The organism is Clostridium lentum, from assembly GCF_014287815.1.
GTDB lineage: Bacteria > Bacillota > Clostridia > Clostridiales > Clostridiaceae > Clostridium > Clostridium lentum.
Map to the genome: position 1 here is coordinate 18,842 of NZ_JACOOQ010000005.1, position 17,026 is coordinate 35,867.

General features: G+C 29.7%; 15 protein-coding genes and 2 riboswitches. Of the genes, 8 read left to right on the forward strand and 7 right to left on the reverse strand.

The window, feature by feature from the left end; translation table 11 throughout:
- Positions 1-31: 31 nt before the first annotated feature.
- From malQ to H8R92_RS04210, 7 genes are all read left to right on the forward strand, one after another.
- Complete coding sequence (gene malQ / locus H8R92_RS04180) at positions 32-1,531, forward strand: 4-alpha-glucanotransferase (protein WP_022211070.1); 1,500 nt, start codon at positions 32-34, stop codon at positions 1,529-1,531.
- Between the two features lie 2 nt (positions 1,532-1,533).
- Positions 1,534-3,894 (forward strand): glycogen/starch/alpha-glucan phosphorylase, encoded by a 2,361-nt coding sequence (locus tag H8R92_RS04185; protein ID WP_022211071.1) that lies wholly within the window; start codon positions 1,534-1,536, stop codon positions 3,892-3,894.
- A 158-nt stretch (positions 3,895-4,052) separates the two neighbouring features.
- Positions 4,053-4,829: a potassium channel family protein gene (locus tag H8R92_RS04190; protein WP_022211072.1), complete on the forward strand. Its 777-nt coding sequence runs from the start codon at positions 4,053-4,055 to the stop codon at positions 4,827-4,829.
- A 65-nt stretch (positions 4,830-4,894) separates the two neighbouring features.
- Positions 4,895-5,863 carry a D-2-hydroxyacid dehydrogenase gene (locus H8R92_RS04195; RefSeq protein ID WP_186834812.1) on the forward strand — a complete coding sequence of 323 codons (969 nt, stop codon included), beginning with the start codon at positions 4,895-4,897 and terminating at the stop codon, positions 5,861-5,863.
- A gap of 119 nt (positions 5,864-5,982) precedes the next feature.
- Positions 5,983-7,650, forward strand: a complete 1,668-nt coding sequence (leuA, locus tag H8R92_RS04200; protein WP_186834813.1) for a 2-isopropylmalate synthase — start codon at positions 5,983-5,985, stop codon at positions 7,648-7,650.
- 57 nt (positions 7,651-7,707) lie between these two features.
- Positions 7,708-7,784, forward strand: a riboswitch (glycine riboswitch).
- Positions 7,785-7,871, forward strand: a riboswitch (glycine riboswitch).
- Positions 7,872-7,972: 101 nt separating this feature from the next.
- Positions 7,973-9,349: an alanine/glycine:cation symporter family protein gene (locus H8R92_RS04205; protein ID WP_022211075.1), complete on the forward strand. Its 1,377-nt coding sequence runs from the start codon at positions 7,973-7,975 to the stop codon at positions 9,347-9,349.
- Positions 9,350-9,495: 146 nt separating this feature from the next.
- A complete protein-coding gene (locus H8R92_RS04210) occupies positions 9,496-10,458 on the forward strand; it encodes a glycoside hydrolase family 73 protein (RefSeq protein WP_022211076.1) in 963 nt (320 codons plus the stop codon).
- A gap of 37 nt (positions 10,459-10,495) precedes the next feature.
- Here H8R92_RS04210 and H8R92_RS04215 read toward each other — a convergent pair whose 3' ends face one another.
- From H8R92_RS04215 to H8R92_RS04240, 6 genes are read right to left on the reverse strand one after another with little or no spacing between them, the layout of a single operon-like run.
- Positions 10,496-10,765 carry an acylphosphatase gene (locus H8R92_RS04215; RefSeq protein WP_022211077.1) on the reverse strand — a complete coding sequence of 90 codons (270 nt, stop codon included), beginning with the start codon at positions 10,763-10,765 and terminating at the stop codon, positions 10,496-10,498.
- A gap of 13 nt (positions 10,766-10,778) precedes the next feature.
- Positions 10,779-11,837, reverse strand: a complete 1,059-nt coding sequence (locus H8R92_RS04220; protein ID WP_022211078.1) for an ABC transporter substrate-binding protein — start codon at positions 11,835-11,837, stop codon at positions 10,779-10,781.
- Positions 11,838-12,641, reverse strand: coding sequence for an ABC transporter permease (locus H8R92_RS04225; protein WP_022211079.1), 804 nt, complete (start codon positions 12,639-12,641; stop codon positions 11,838-11,840).
- On the reverse strand, positions 12,642-13,481 hold the full coding sequence (locus H8R92_RS04230) for an ABC transporter permease (RefSeq protein ID WP_022211080.1): 840 nt from the start codon (positions 13,479-13,481) through the stop codon (positions 12,642-12,644).
- A 1-nt stretch (position 13,482) separates the two neighbouring features.
- Complete coding sequence (potA, locus tag H8R92_RS04235) at positions 13,483-14,526, reverse strand: spermidine/putrescine ABC transporter ATP-binding protein (protein WP_022211081.1); 1,044 nt, start codon at positions 14,524-14,526, stop codon at positions 13,483-13,485.
- A 58-nt stretch (positions 14,527-14,584) separates the two neighbouring features.
- Positions 14,585-15,124: a helix-turn-helix domain-containing protein gene (locus tag H8R92_RS04240; protein ID WP_022211082.1), complete on the reverse strand. Its 540-nt coding sequence runs from the start codon at positions 15,122-15,124 to the stop codon at positions 14,585-14,587.
- A gap of 409 nt (positions 15,125-15,533) precedes the next feature.
- Here H8R92_RS04240 and pflA point away from each other — a divergent pair, with 409 nt between their 5' ends.
- On the forward strand, positions 15,534-16,250 hold the full coding sequence (gene pflA / locus H8R92_RS04245) for a pyruvate formate-lyase-activating protein (protein WP_022211083.1): 717 nt from the start codon (positions 15,534-15,536) through the stop codon (positions 16,248-16,250).
- 86 nt (positions 16,251-16,336) lie between these two features.
- Here the strand turns inward: pflA and H8R92_RS04250 are convergent, their stop codons facing one another.
- The gene (locus H8R92_RS04250; protein WP_022211084.1) at positions 16,337-16,969 is read right to left on the reverse strand and encodes a 3'-5' exonuclease; all 633 of its coding nucleotides are present in this window, start codon (positions 16,967-16,969) and stop codon (positions 16,337-16,339) included.
- Between the last annotated feature and the right edge of the window lie 57 nt (positions 16,970-17,026).

Below are 17,026 nucleotides of genomic sequence, written 5' to 3' on the forward strand. Positions count from 1 at the left end.
ATAGATTATTTATTCTTAAGGGAGGATAATCATGGATAGAAGTGCAGGAGTTATAATGCATATTTCTTCTCTGCCAGGTAAGTTTGGCATAGGGACATTTGGCAAGGAAGCATATAAATTTGTTGATTTTTTAAGTAGGACAGGATTAAGTTATTGGCAGGTACTTCCTCTTGGGCCTACTGGATATGGAGATTCACCATATCAATCATTTTCAGCCTTTGCAGGCAATCCATATTTTATTGATTTTGACATCTTAAATGAAGAAGGTATTTTAGAAAAGTTAGATTATGAAGATGAAGATTATTACAAAGATAAAGAAAGTATTGATTATGGATTATTATTTAAAACTAAATACAAGGTGCTTAAGAAAGCTTATCTAAATTATAAAGAAAGTGGCAATCTTAGAATTAGCAATGAAATAGCAGCATTTAAAAAAGCAAATAAGAAATGGTTAAAAGATTATTCATTATATATGGCTATAAAAGAATACTTTGGCTTAGTATCATGGCTTAAGTGGGATGATGATATTAAAAGAAGAGATATAGAAACTTTAGAAAAATGTGAGTTACTGCTAAAAGATGAAATTGAATATTGGAGCTTTATACAGTATTTATTTTTTAAGCAATGGCACAAGCTTAAAAGCTATGCCAATATGCAAGGCATTAAGATAATAGGGGATATACCTATATATGTGGCTATAGATAGTGCAGATGTATGGAGTAATCCAAAAGATTACTTAGTAGATGAAGATACATTAGAACCTAAAGCTGTAGCAGGATGTCCAGCAGATGCTTTCTCAAAAACAGGACAATTATGGGGAAATCCTATATATAATTGGAAGGCAATGGAGGAAGATGGATTTACTTGGTGGATAAGAAGAGTTGAAGAAAGTTTAAAGTTATATGATGTTCTGAGAATAGATCATTTTAGAGGCTTTGAAAGCTATTGGAGTGTGCCATATGGAGAAAAAACAGCAGTGAATGGCAAATGGGTCAAAGGACCTGCAATGAAGCTTTTTGAAGCCATAAAGAATAAATTAGGTAAAGTAGATATAATAGCAGAAGATTTAGGATATCTCACTGAGGAAGTTATAGAATTCTTAAAAGAATCAGATTTCCCAGGTATGAAAGTTCTTCAATTTGCTTTTGATGCAAGAGAAGAAAGTGATTATTTACCACATAATTATATGAACAAATGCATAGTGTATACAGGTACTCACGATAATGATACCTTCAGAGGATGGTATGAAAAAACAGGAGCTAAGGAAGATGTTAAATATTGTAAGGAATATTTAGCTATGAATAGCAATGAAGGATATAATTGGGGCTTCATAAGAGGTGCATGGTCTAGTGTTGGAAGTTTAGCCATAGCACCTATGCAAGATTTCTTGAATTTAGGAAATGAAGCAAGAATGAATTTACCATCAACCTTAGGTGAAAATTGGAAATGGAGAGTTAGAGAGAATATATTAAACTGTGATTTAGCAGATAAAATATATAAATATACAAAAATGTATGGAAGGTGTGAATAAAAGTGGTAAGAGAAGAAATAAAAAGAGGAATTGAGAGATATTTAAAGATAAAATACGCAAAAAGAATTGAAGATGCAGAGGATTTTGAAATATTTAATGCTCTTTCTCTTACAATAATGGAAGAAATAATTGATAAATGGAATGATACAAAGGAATTATATGAAAATGGAAAGCAAGCATTTTATCTATCTGCTGAGTATTTAATGGGACGAGCATTAGGTAACAATTTGATATCAACTGGATTATATGAAGATGTTAAAGCAGTTTTAGAAGAGCTTAATATTGATATAAATAAAATAGAAGAAATTGAAGAAGATGCAGGACTTGGTAATGGAGGTCTTGGAAGACTTGCTGCTTGCTTTATGGATTCAGCAGCTACAATGGAAGTACCACTTACAGGTTATGGAATAAGATATAGTAATGGATTATTCTCTCAATATATTGAAAATGGAGTACAAAAGGAAACTGGGGATTTTTGGCTTAAATATGGAGATCCATGGAGCATAAGAAAAGACTGTGAGACTGTTATTATCAATTACAAAGATATGAAGGTTAAAGCAGTACCTTATGATACTCCAATCATTGGTTATGGAAATAAAAATATAAATACATTAAGATTATGGAAATGTGAACCTATAGAAGAGTTTAATTTCACATTATTTAATGCTCAAAAATATGATGAAGCCTTAGAAGATAAAAATAGAGCAGAAGATATCTCAAGAGTGTTATATCCAAATGATTCTAATAAAGAAGGTAAGATGCTTAGACTTAGACAACAATATTTCTTCTCAAGTGCATCATTGCAAGATATAATAAGAAGTTATAAAAAGAAATATGGTAAGGTAACAGAAGATATAGGAGATATGATTGCTGTACAATTAAATGATACTCATCCTACTATTGCAATTCCTGAGCTTATAAGAATATTAACACAGGAAGAAGGAGTTGAATTTGATGCAGCTTTAAGAGTTGCAAATAAAGTATTTGCTTATACTAACCATACAATTTTAGCGGAAGCTTTGGAAAAATGGAATGAAGATTTATTTAAGGAACTATTTCCAGAAGTATTAGATATAATAAAAGAAATTGATAAAAGATTTTTAGAAGAATTAAAAGACAAGGGATATGCTGGAGCAGAAATTCAAGAGTTCAGAATAATTAATAACAATACAGTTAGAATGGCCAACTTAGCTATACATGTTGGACATACAGTAAATGGAGTAGCACAACTTCACACTGATATTTTAAAGAAAACAGAATTAAATAATTGGTATAAATTATATCCAGAAAAATTCCAAAATAAAACTAATGGAATCACTCCAAGAAGATGGTTAAGATTGTGTAATAAAGAATTATCAAAATTAATTACAGAACTATTAGGTAATGAAGATTGGGTGAGAGAGTTATCTTTATTAAAAAATCTTGAAAAATATGCAGATGATGAAAAAGTCTTAACAAGGTTTATGGATATAAAACATGCAAAGAAGGAACAATTAGCAAAATATATCAAAGATACTGAAGGGGTAGAAATAGATCCAGATTCAATGTTTGATATTCAAATTAAGAGAATGCATGAATATAAGAGACAACTTCTTAATGCCTTTTATATTCTAGATTTATACTATAGAATTAAAGAAAATCCTCAAATGGATATACCAAAAACAACTTTTATATTTGGAGCTAAGGCTTTCCCAGGATATAGAAGAGCAAAGACAATAGTTAAATTTATTAATGAAATAGCAAGACTTGTTGATGAAGATGAAGAAGTAAGTAAGAAAATCAAAGTTCATTTTGTAGAAAACTATAGAGTTTCATATGCAGAAAAATTATTCCCAGCAGCTGATCTTTCAAAACAAATTTCAACTGCAGGAAAAGAAGCATCAGGAACAGGAAATATGAAGTTTATGCTTAATGGGGCACCTACTTTTGGAACATTAGATGGAGCTAATGTAGAAATAGTAAGAGAAAGTGGAGAAGAAAACAACTTTATCTTTGGATTAAAGGTTGAAGACATTCAAGAAATTCAAGGAAAATATAAATCAAAATCATATTACGAAAGTGATGATTCAATAAGAAGAGTAATGGATACACTGATAGATGGAACTTTAAATGATGGAGGAACAGGAGACTTTGATGATTTATTTGATTCATTAATCAAAGAAGGAGATCAATATTTCTTATTAGCTGATTTTGAAAGTTTTAAAAAGACAGAAGATGAAGTATTTAATGCTTATAAAGATAAAATGGCTTGGGCAAAGAAATGTTTCTTAAATGTATGTAATGCAGGAACATTCTCTAGTGATAGAACAATACTTCAATATGCAGATGAAATATGGGATGTAAAGAGAACAGAAAATAAATAGAAGTAAAAATGTGCTGTAGCTTTTAATACAGCACATTTTTTATGATGAATTATAAGTATAATAAATATTTTTAAAACATAGAAACTATATATAGAATTATAATTATGTAGATTACATATAAATTAATATATTATCTTTTAAAAAGTGAGAAGAGGCATATGAATAAAAAGAGCGTATATGATTATTTTATAGGTTTAGTGGCATTAATGTTAAGCTTAATAATAGTTATAGATATATTTGTAAGTATTCCTAAAGAAGTACGTCTATCATTTTATTATATAGAAAATATTATTAGGCTTATATTCATTGGTGATTATATTGGCAGATTAGTATTAAGTAAGAATAAGAAGGAGTTTTTTAAGGAAAATATAATTGATCTTTTATCAATTATCTCCATAAGAATATATTTGAAATGTTTTAAAGTAGTGAAGATTACTGAAATTATTCCTGCATATATGGTAATTAGACTATGTAAAGTTTTTATGGTTATAGTAAATATCATTAAATTTAAAGTTAAGGTAAGAGATGAAATAAGAAAAAACAAATTCAACTTTTTGCTGGTTATATCAGTGATAATAATTGTTATTGGTGCAGTAATTATTTCTACTATAGAAGGTATAAGTCTTGAAGATGCTCTTTGGTGGAGTTTTGTTACTTTTACTACCGTTGGCTATGGAGATGTACTTTTAAAAACGCAGTTAGGTAGAATTTTTGCTGTTATACTTATGATAATTGGAATTGGGGTTATTGGAGTAATTACTACTACAATAACATTATATATAGTGAATTCCGGAAGAAATAAGAGTTCAGATAATTACAAAAGTCATATTATTGAAGATATTAAAGAAAAGCTAGATAATTATGAAGAGCTTAGTGATGAAGATATAGATACAATTATAAAAGTATTATCATCTTTAAAAAAGCATGAGAAATAATAGATATAGTGATATAATGTTTAAGTATTTATGAAGTATTTAAATTTAATGTAAAGGAGAAGAAAATGAAGAAGAATATTGTTATATTAGATGGAAAAAGCTTAGGCGATGTATCTTATGATAAATTAAAGAAGTATGGGAATTTTACTTATTATGATACAACTTCTTATGAAGAAGTAAGAACAAGGATTAAGGATGCTCATATAGTATTTACTAATAAGGTTGTGCTTGATAAAGGAAATTTATCAGCAGCAGAAAATTTAGAGTTAATTTGTGAAGTTGCTACTGGTTTTAATAATATAGACATAGAATATGCTAAGGAAAGAAACATAGCTGTAACAAATGTTGCAGGTTATTCTACTAGTACTGTAGTTCAACATACCTTTGCCACAGCTTTAGCTTTAATGGATGAAGTACTTTATTATGATAATTTTGTAAAGAGTGGTGAATATTCTAAGTGTGGATTATTTACATGTTTAAATAAACCTTTTAACGAAATAGAAGGAAAGACATGGGGAATAATAGGTTTGGGAAATATAGGAATAAGAGTGGCTAAGATAGCAGAAGTCTTTGGTGCAAAAGTTATTTATTACTCTACATCAGGAAAAAATTCATCTAAGGACTTTGAAAGAGTTTCATTTGAGGAATTATTAAAAGAAAGCGATATAATATCTATTCATGCACCATTAAATGAAAAGACTGATAGATTAATAAATTATGATGCATTATGTCAAATGAAGAAAAGCTCTATTTTAATAAATATGGGTAGAGGACCTATAGTATGTGAAGAAGATCTTGCTAAAGCCTTAAATGAAGGAAAAATAAAAGGTGCTGCTCTAGATGTATTTGAAATTGAGCCAATAAAAGAAGATAGTCCAATATTAAAAGTTGAAGATAAAGAAAAACTTATTTTATCACCTCATATTGCATGGGCAAGTGTAGAAGCTAGAGGAAGATTATTTGATGAGGTAATAAGTAATATAGAAGCTTTCTATAATGGGGAAGAGAGAAATAGAGTAGAAAACCAAAAGTAAAATATTGACAAAAAAGTATTAATTAGATAATATAATAAAAAAGAATACTTAAAAGTAATAATTGAGAGTATTAGAAGGGTGAAGATTTTTTATATAAACATTTTTAAGGGGGCTATTAAATGTTAAATTATAAAAAATACAAAAGATTTGAAACTATAGAATTGAAGGATAGAAAATGGCCAAATAATACAATTAATAAAGCGCCTATATGGTGTACTGTGGATTTACGAGATGGAAATCAAGCATTAATAAATCCAATGACTGTAGATGAAAAGGTAGAGTTTTTTAAGCTCTTAGTAAAGCTTGGGTTTAAGGAAATTGAAGTAGGGTTTCCTTCTGCATCAAAAATAGAATATGACTTTTTAAGAAGGTTAATTGAAGAGGATATAATTCCAGATGATGTGCTTGTGCAGGTTCTTACTCAGGCTAGGCCACATTTAATAGAAAAGACTTTTGAAGCTTTAAAAGGAGTAAATCAGGCTATAGTTCATATTTATAATTCTACTTCAATACTGCAAAGAGATGTTGTTTTCAATATGAGTAAAAGTGAAGTAAAAGAAATAGCTATAGAGGGAACAAAACTTGTAAAGGAATATGTAAAATCATTTCCAGGGAAAATATATTTAGAGTACTCTCCAGAAAGTTTTACAGGGACAGAAATGGATTATGCTCTTGAAGTATGTAATGCAGTGGTAAAAACTTGGGGAGCAGATAAGAATAATAAGGTCATAATAAACTTGCCATCAACAGTGCAGATGGATACACCAAATATATTTGCAGACCAAATTGAATATATGTGCAGGGGTATAAAATCTAGAGAAAATGTTATTATAAGTGTACATCCACATAATGATAGAGGAACAGGGGTAGCTGATGCTGAAATGGCACTTTTAGCTGGTGCTGATAGAGTTGAAGGAACTTTATTTGGTAATGGTGAAAGGACTGGTAATGTAGATGTACTGACAGTTGCCTATAATATGTTTTCTCATGGAGTAAATCCGGAGCTTAATATTGAAAACATCAATGAAATAATTGAAATATATGAAAGGTGTGTAAAGATTCCAGTGCATGTAAGGCATCCATATGCAGGAAACTTAGTCTTTACAGCATTTTCAGGTTCACATCAAGATGCAATAAATAAGGGAATAAAAAAATATAATGAAAGGCATAAGAACATATGGCAAGTACCGTATTTACCTGTAGATCCAACTGATTTAGGAAGAGAATATGAGCCTTTAGTAAGAATAAATAGCCAATCAGGAAAAGGAGGAGTAGCCTTTATTATGGATCATTGTTTTGGGTATAAGCTTCCAAAATCAATGCAACAAGAGTTTGCAGAAGTAGTTCAGAAAATTTCAGAGTTAAAAGGTGAAGTACAACCGAATGAAATAATGAATGCTTTTACAGAACAATACTTAGATATAAAAGAGCCCATGAAGCTTAATAACCTTAATATTGAAGATATAGTAGAGGTAAATGAAAAGGTAAATACAAAAGTAAAGGCAGAAATAACTTTTAAAAATGAAAAACATATTATTGAGGGAATTGGAAATGGACCTATTGATTCTCTTTTAAATGGATTATCAAAAAGCAAATTGATTAATGTTAAAATATTAGATTATAAAGAACATTCCTTAAGCATGGGTTCAGAAGCGGAAGCAGCTTCCTATGTGTATATGGAGAGACGGGATAGCTTTATAAAAACTTTTGGTGTAGGTGTAGATAGTAATATTACTAAGGCTTCTATTAAGGCTATGATCAGTGCTATAAACAGATTATATAGATAAATATTGAAAAAATTTATCATAAAGTATATAATTAATCTAACAAAATAATATGTTCGGTTGAAGGTAGTGGGAGAGCGATTTAATAATCCACCGAAGAAGTAAATCTTTCAGGTTTGTAGGACCGCTATTGGACGAGCCCTTGGAGAGACTCAAAATTTTTGAGCACCGAAGGAGCAAGACAGAAATGTTGAAACTCTCAGGTAAAAGGACAGGGGATTAAATAAAAATATTATATTTAATTTCTTAAATATTTTAAAAGTTTAAATATAATTATATATAATATTTTTATTAATCTCCTCCTAAAATAATAGGAGGTTTTTTTATGAAATTTTTAGAGATAGTAAAAAATATTTTAAATTTAATGAACAATTTAGTATGGGGACCACCACTATTAATTCTCTTAGTAGGAACAGGAATATATTTTACAGTAAAGTTAGGCTTTTTACAGATAACCAAGCTTCCACTTGCTTTTAAGTATTTATTTTCTAAGGATGAAGACCAAGTTAAAGGAGATGGTGATATATCTAGCTTTGCTGCGCTATGTACAGCTTTATCAGCAACTATAGGAACAGGAAATATTGTAGGGGTTGCAACGGCTGTGGGAACAGGAGGACCAGGAGCAATACTTTGGATGTGGATTGCAGCTTTTGTAGGAATGGCCACAAAATATGCAGAAGGATTTTTAGCTATAAAGTATAGAGAATGTGATGAAAATGGTCAGATGTGTGGAGGCCCTATGTATTATATAGAGAAAGGAACAGGCAATAAACTTTTAGCAAAATTATTTGCTTTCTTTGGATTAGCAGTAGCTCTTTTAGGAATAGGAACATTTGGGCAGGTAAAATCTATATCAGATGCAGTTACTAAAGGTTTTAATATTTCTCCCCAGATTACAGCAACTGTAATTACAGTATTAGTTGCTGCTGTTACATTGGGAGGAATTCAAAGAATATCTAAAGTAGCAGAAAAAATAGTACCATTTATGGCTTCACTTTATATTATAGGAGCCTTACTAATACTTATATGTTATTTTAAGGAGATACCAGAGGCTATTCTGTTGATAGTGAGCAGTGCATTCAATCCCCAGGCTGCACTGGGAGGTGCAGCTGGAATTACTATTAAAACAGTAATTCAAAGAGGTATAGGTAGAGGTATCTTTTCTAATGAAGCAGGTCTTGGAAGTGCACCTATAGCAGCTGCAGCTGCAAAAACAAAATCACCAGTTAAACAAGGACTTATTTCAATGATAGGAACATTTATTGATACTATATTAATATGTACAATGACTGGTCTTGCACTTGTATTGACAGGAGCATTTAATAGTGGACTTGAAGGTGTGGCTATGACAACAGCTGCTTTTGAAACAGCATTTCCTATAGCAGGTATTGGAAAGTTTATTGTAAATATAGGGCTTATATTTTTTGCCTTTACTACAATTATAGGTTGGAATTATTATGGTGAAAAGTGTCTTCAATATCTAGCAGGTATAAAGAGTATAAAATTATATAAGATAGTATTTATATCATTTGTTGCTGTTGGGCCATTTTTATCGTTGGACACGGTTTTTGTGATAGCAGATATAGTTAATGGATTAATGGCTTTACCTAATTTGGTGGGACTTATTGCTCTTAGAAAAGTAGTAATTAGCGAAACTGAAGAATTTTTTTCCAAAGAAGAGTTAAAGATAGAAAAAGTTTAAAAATATAAGTATAAAAGGTATTAACAAATTATGGAGTAGATATGGTATGTTAATACCTTTTATTATTTTTGTTTAATTTTTTTGTAATAGTAATGTAATAAATAATTCAAAGAATATATATATAATTAAAGAGGGAGGTGGAAAGAGTGCAAAATAAGAGTGTTTATAATGGAATTGAAGAATATAAGGTTGAAAAAAATAAAACAACTTCAGTAACGATATTTGTAATATTGTTTATAAGTGTTTTTTTACTTACGTTTTCTATAGTAATAAATATGTTTAATATAGATATTTTAAAGAAGGAAATATTTACAGCAGAACAGATGGAGGATTACATAAATATAGCTGATTCAGTGAGTTATGGAAGAGCTCAAGTTAATTGGCAGGAGGTTATGGCCATTGCCATGGTATTGTATGATGGAAACTCTACTTTAATTCAAGATGATGATTTGACTATGATTGCAGAACGATTCTTAGAAAAGGTAGATGCACTATATAAGATTAAGAATTTTCAAAGTGTATTAGAAGATTTAGGACTTGAAGAAGAACAGATTGTTGAAGCAAATGAGTATTTAGAAAAAATAAAGTACTGCTCACTATATGAAGGATTATATTACGATTATGATAAGATAGAGTTTATTGAATCAATAGAGCAGCAGGCATATATCAATTATAAGAAGTATGGTATATTGCCATCTATAACTATAGGACAGGCTATTTTAGAGTCTGGATGGGGAAAATCACAGTTAGCAATGGAACATAATAATTTATTTGGCATTAAAGCTGATAGTAGATGGAATGGGGATATAGCTACTATGACTACAAATGAAAATTATTCGGATGTAATTGAGGCTAGTTTTAGGAAGTATGATAGCAAAGCAGAATCGATAGAAGATCATGGACTATTTTTATATGAAAATGAAAGATATACCGTTAATGGTGTATTTATTGCAAAAGACTATCGAAGTCAGGCTTTAGCCCTTCAAAGGGCAGGATATAGTACTGCTAAAAATGAAGCTGGAGAGCTTATATATGCTGATAAGCTTATTAATATAATTAAGAATTACAATTTAATGTTATATGATACAAAAGTGGAAAGGGAGGATTGATAATTGAAAAAAGGACTTTTTTTCAGTCCTTTTTTCGTTATCTTATTGAAAACTTTTTTTCGGAAGGATGTAAATCTATTTTCTTCTGGCTTAAGTTATTTACTCTTATGAAGAAATTACCTTTTTTTATGTTATGAATAAATATATTTATTTTTTCTTCAGAGCCTTGAACTTCAATTTCTACCATGCCGTTATTAAGATTATGGGCATAACCAGTTAAATTAAGTTCAGCGGCGTTCATCTGACAGAAATATCTAAATCCAACTCCTTGTACCCTACCCTCACATATTATATAGTATCTTACCATAGTTTAAATTGCCTTAATTTGAAAGTACATCAGTAAATGCTGATTCATATAGTTTTAATGTTTCTGAATTTAAGTTAGTAAATATTGTACATCTTGCTAAAGTTTCTTCAGAAGGGTAAGCAGCAGGATTATTTTTTGTTTCTTCATCTAACATCTCAAAAGCAGCTGTATTTGGTGTTGAGTATTCAATATATTCAACATTTTTTAATGCATTATCAGGATCACATAGGAAGTTTATGAAAGCTTCTGCACCTGATTTATTTGGAGCACCTTTTGGTATTACTAAAGCATCAAACCATTTATTAGAACCTTCTTCTGGGATAGCATATTTTAAATCAGGATTTTCATTCATGATATAAATTGCATCACCAGACCATACTGTAGCTAATGCTTTTTCTCCAGCTATCATGTTATCTTTAACTTCATCAACAACATATACTGGATTAGTTGCATCTCTTTGTGCTATTAAAGCATTTTTAGCAGCTTCAATTTCTGATGCATTAGTTGAGTTGATAGATGAACCAGTTTTAATTAAACCAATAGCCATTGTATCTCTAATTGAATTGAACATATAAACATTATCTTTATATTGTTTATCCCATAGAATATTCCAACTTGTTACAGGTTCAGTAACAACTGAAGGATCATAAATTATACCAATAGTTCCCCACATATATGGTACAGAATATTCATTATTAGGATCGTAAGAAAGGTTCTTATAATCTTCACCAATATATTTATAGTTAGGAATATTTGAAAAATCTATATTTTCTACCATATCTTCTGCAATCATTTTTTCAATCATATAATCAGAAGGAACAACTATATCATATGTTCCAGGATTAGTTTTAACTTTTTGATACATTATTTCATTTGTATCATAAGTATCATAATTTACTTTAATACCTGTTTCTTTTTCGAATTGGTTAATTAATGAAGGATCAATATAATCACCACAGTTAAATACGTTAATAGTTCCATTTTCTCCAGCAGAGCTTCCAGAGCATCCTACAAAAGCAGAAGATGCTAATAATACAGCTGAAACACAAGCAATAGATTTTTTTATTTTCATTTACTTTTCAACACCTTTCGTACTAAAATCTTTTCTATTTACTATTAATAATAGTATAAGCACTATTATAAACATTAATGTAGATAATGCGTTAATTGATGGATTTATTCCTTTTCTAGCCATTGAGTAAATCTCAATAGAAAGGTTAGTAACACCAGGACCTGTGGTGAAGAAGCTTATTACAAAGTCATCAATAGACATTGTAAAGGCCATAAGCATACCAGCAAAAATTCCTGGCTTTATTTGTGGAAGTACTATCTTTCTAAGAGTATACAAAGGAGTTGCACCTAAATCTAAAGCAGCTTCTTCTATGTTAGTTGGCATTTGCTTTAATTTTGGTAGTATTGATAATACAACATAAGGAATATTAAAAGTAATATGAGCTATTAGCATAGTAGTAAAACCAAATTCAATATTTAAATAAGGAGTTACAAATATAAATAAGCTCATAAGTGAAATACCAGTAACAATATCAGGATTTAACACAGGAAGATAATTGATATTAAGCAATGCTTTCTTTTTAAATCCCCTCATTTTATGTATTCCTATAGCAGCAAAAGTTCCAATGATAGTAGCAACAACTGAAGCAATTACGGCAATTATCAATGTTGTTTTAAGGGCAAGAAGAATTCTATCATTTTGCATAAGCTCCTGATACCATCTTAAAGTAAAACCCTTCCATTGCCCCATAGATTTAGAGTCGTTGAAGGAGAAAACCATTAATGTTACTATAGGAGTATATAGAAATATAAAGATTATTAATAGATAAAACCTTTTGATAAAACTAGATATTTTATTTAACATTTATTTTCCTCCTTCCATACTTTCAGTACCTTCAAATTTATTCATTATAGCCATAGAAATCAAAATTATAATCATCATGAAGATAGCTAGTGCTGAACCAAAATTCCAATCTCCCATGGTTGTAAATTGGGTTTCTATTAAGTTTCCTAACAGCATGTACTGTCCACCACCAAGAAGTCTTGAAATAACAAATGTAGAAACAGCAGGCATAAATACCATTGTTATTCCTGTAATAACTCCAGGCATGCTTAATGGAAATATTACTCTAGTAAATATTTGTCTTTTATTTGCACCTAAATCTGCAGCAGCATCAATAAGACTGTTATCCATTTTTATCAGCACTGTATATATAGGCAGTATCATAAAAGGCAAAAAGTTATAAACCATTCCTAAAAGCACAGCTGCATCAGTATAAAGTATATTTATAGTATTTAAGCCAATGGCAGATAAAAAGTTATTTATTACACCGTTTTTTCCTAGTATAGGAAGCCATGCATATGTTCTAAGTAGAAAATTCATCCACATTGGAACAATAAATAACATGATTAATATATTTCTTCTATTAGATTTCATTTTTGAGATTAAATATGCTACAGGGTATCCAAGTATAAGACATAGCACTGTAGATTGAAAAGCTAACACTAGACTTCTTCTAAATACAGAAACATACTGTGAATTTAATACTCTTTTAAAGTTTTCTAAAGTAAAAGAATAGCCAGAAGCTGTTTCTTGTGTGAAGCTGAAGAAAACAATTATAATAAGTGGAATTACAATAAATAATGTGCTCCATACTATATAAGGTGAAGCAGGAAGAGTACTTGAACCATTATTCTTCTTCATTTTACATCATTACCTTTCTCATGATATGAATAGACTCTGGAGAAATATTTAATCCCACCATAGCTCCGATTTCTGCATTTTTTATATTATGTACAATCCACTTATGTTCATTTTCAATTACTTCTATCTCATAATGAACGCCTTTAAATTTAACGGAATTTACTTTACCAGTAATCATTCCTTTTTCAGGTGAGATAATTTCTATATCTTCAGGTCTTATTACAACGTCCACTACTTCATTGGAATTAAATCCTTTATCAACACATGTGAATACATGATTACAGAATTCAACTTTTAAATCTTCAAGCATTATTCCATCAACTATATTACTTTCACCAATAAAATCAGCAACAAAAGCATTGGCAGGTTCGTTATAAATATCTTCTGGAGAGCCCATTTGTTGAATTATTCCCTTATTCATAACAACAATAGTATCTGACATTGTCAGTGCTTCTTCTTGATCATGAGTAACAAAGATAAATGTTATTCCAAGTCTTTGTTGAATTCTTTTAAGCTCACTTTGCATTTCTTTTCTAAGTTTTAAATCTAAAGCACCAAGAGGTTCATCAAGTAGTAGTACCTTAGGTTCATTAACTAAAGCTCTAGCAATAGCAACTCTTTGTTGTTGTCCACCACTTAGAGAATCTATAGATCTTTTCTCAAAACCTTCAAGAGCAACAAGCTTTAGCATTTCACTAACTTTTTTATCTATTTCATTTTTTGATACTTTCTTAATTTTTAATCCAAAAGCTATATTTTCATATACATTCATATGAGGAAATAGGGCATATTTTTGGAATACAGTATTTAATTGTCTCTTATATGGAGGTAAAGCTGAAATGTCTTCATCGTTAAATAAAACTTTACCGATGTCGCTATTTTCGAAGCCTGCTAATATTTTTAGAGTTGTTGTTTTACCACAGCCACTTGGACCTAATAAAGTAAGAAATTCATTTTTCCTTATATTAAGAGATAAGTTATTTAAAACAGTATTATCACCGTATGTTTTAGACACATTTTTTATCTCAATTATATTTTGACTCAATATAAACACCTCTTTCTGTATATTAAAAATTATAATTTATTACTAATATTTATATTAATTAAAATGATGGAGGAGTACTAATCCAAATAACTTTCGCTACAGTTTTTCCATTGTTTGAAATATAGTGGTTGGCCTTAGGTTTAAAATAGAAGCTTTGGCCTTTTTTTATCTTATGCTTAGTATCACCAAGATGTAGCGTTATATTACCAGAAAGTACAAATCCAAATTCTTCTCCTTCATGAGGATCTTCTTCTAGATATTGTCCTCCAGGTTGTAATGTAATCATAATTGGTTCCATCATGTTTTTCTGTGCATTAGGCACAAGCCACATAAGGGAATACTTTAATTCCTCATTTTCTGTTTCAAACATATCTTCATAAGTATATGTAATTTTTTCAGCTCTATCATCGCTAAAAAACTCTTTTAAATTTGTACCAAGTATCTCTAATATATCTATTAAGGTTGCAATAGAAGGAGATGTTAAATCATTTTCAAGCTGTGAAATGAATCCTTTAGATAATTCACATCTATTGGCAAGCTCTTCCTGAGTGAGACCTTTTTCAATACGCATTCTTTTGATTTTATCACCGATTTTCAAACTATTCACCTCCCAGGATAAATTTTAATTTGTAGAACTATTACTAAACTGAGGGTTTAAAATTACTAAACAAACAAAGCATATTATATATATATTAGTAAAAAAAATCAATATTTTTAAGGAAAAAAATGCTTTGAAATGCCAATCCTTTTTATTTTATAACATATATTGTTAAAAATATTAAATAAAGTATTAGAGAAAATAAAAGAACATTTAGTTTTATAAGATTAATAAAAAGATCAACAATTAGAATTTAGTAGCAGAACATTCCATGAATTAATGTAATGTGATATTATATATTTGTGGATTGTAATATCAGATTAATAATAAAGTAATTTATTGTTAGCAGGTTATGGTTTGTTAGCAATATTTATAATTCATATTAGTATGACTTGTGGGAGGATGGCAGATGATTAAAGGAAAAATTCATTCAGTGGAAAGTATGGGGCTAGTAGATGGGCCTGGTATCAGAGTTGTAGTATTTATGCAAGGTTGTACACTAAGGTGTCTTTATTGTCATAACCCAGATACTTGGACTTTAGATGGAAATAAAGATGCGTTAGATTTTACACCTGAAGAATTAGTAAATAAGATATCTAGATTTAGAAGTTACTTCGAGAAATCAGGTGGTGGAGTTACTTTTTCAGGAGGAGATCCATTAAAGCAACCTGAATTCCTTAAGGAAACATTAAAGCTATGTAAGGAAGCAGGAATCCATACTACTTTAGATACTTCAGGAGTAGGATTTGGAGATTATGAAGAAATATTAAAATATACTGATTTAGTTTTATATGATGTGAAGCATTTAACTAGAGAAGGTTATAAGGATATGACTGGAATAGAAATAGATGAAACACAAAAGTTCTTAGAAGCATGTAAGAAGATGGGTACTAAAATGTGGATAAGACAAGTAGTAGTTCCAGGAAAAACTGATAGTGAAGAATACATAAGAGAGCTAGGAAAGTTTATTAAGACACTGGATAATGTTGAAAAGGTTGAATTGCTTCCATATCACTTACTTGGTGTAAATAAGTATGAGACTTTAGGTATTAAGTATAGACTTGAAGGATTAGAAGCGATGGATAAAGAAGCTTGTAAGGCACTTTATAAATTCTTAGAATTATAAAAATAGATTTATTTTTACTATGTTTAAGTATTAATAAAGGATTTAAATATTAGTTAAAGAAATAGCATCCCATTAATATTAGGATGCTATTTCTTTAATTGTTCTGAGAAAAAGCCAGGTTTGATATATTTTTGCTTTATACCTTCTATAACTAATAAATAAGTAGCAGCAGTATCAAATCTTGCATCATGGTAGTTTCCACTTCCTTGGAATAGTTCATTAGCTTTGGTAGCTATTTTATCTTGAGATATGTTTAAGAAATCAATAACTTCTGAAAGTTTAGGATTCTTAATGCCATTCCCTCTTGGAGCAGGAATATTGCAAATGTTTTTATAATATGTCATAGTACAAAATGAGTTTTTAGGTTCCCATGTCTCATCAATCATACCCACTTCATAAAGAGAGTTTAGTTCATGTTTTAAGAATTTAATATCAAATTGAACATTGTGTCCAATAACAAAATCAGCATCAAAGAAGTCTTTCATAAAATCTTGTAGTTGATCTAAAAATTCCATTCCTTCAGAAAGCTCATATAATTTTTCAAGAGAAAATCCGTGAACTTCTTCAGCACCTGGATCCATTTCATCTACAGTAAAAAAGAAGTTTTTGCCAATAGTTCTTTGAGGTTTAGTAGTTGTATCTACTGTAATATAACTTAACTGACATATATGGCCAGGTTTTACGCTTGTGGTTTCAGTATCAAAAAAAAGTAATTTCATTTTTTCCTCCAAATGTATTTAATTATGATTTTATAATATCATAATGTGCTTTAATTA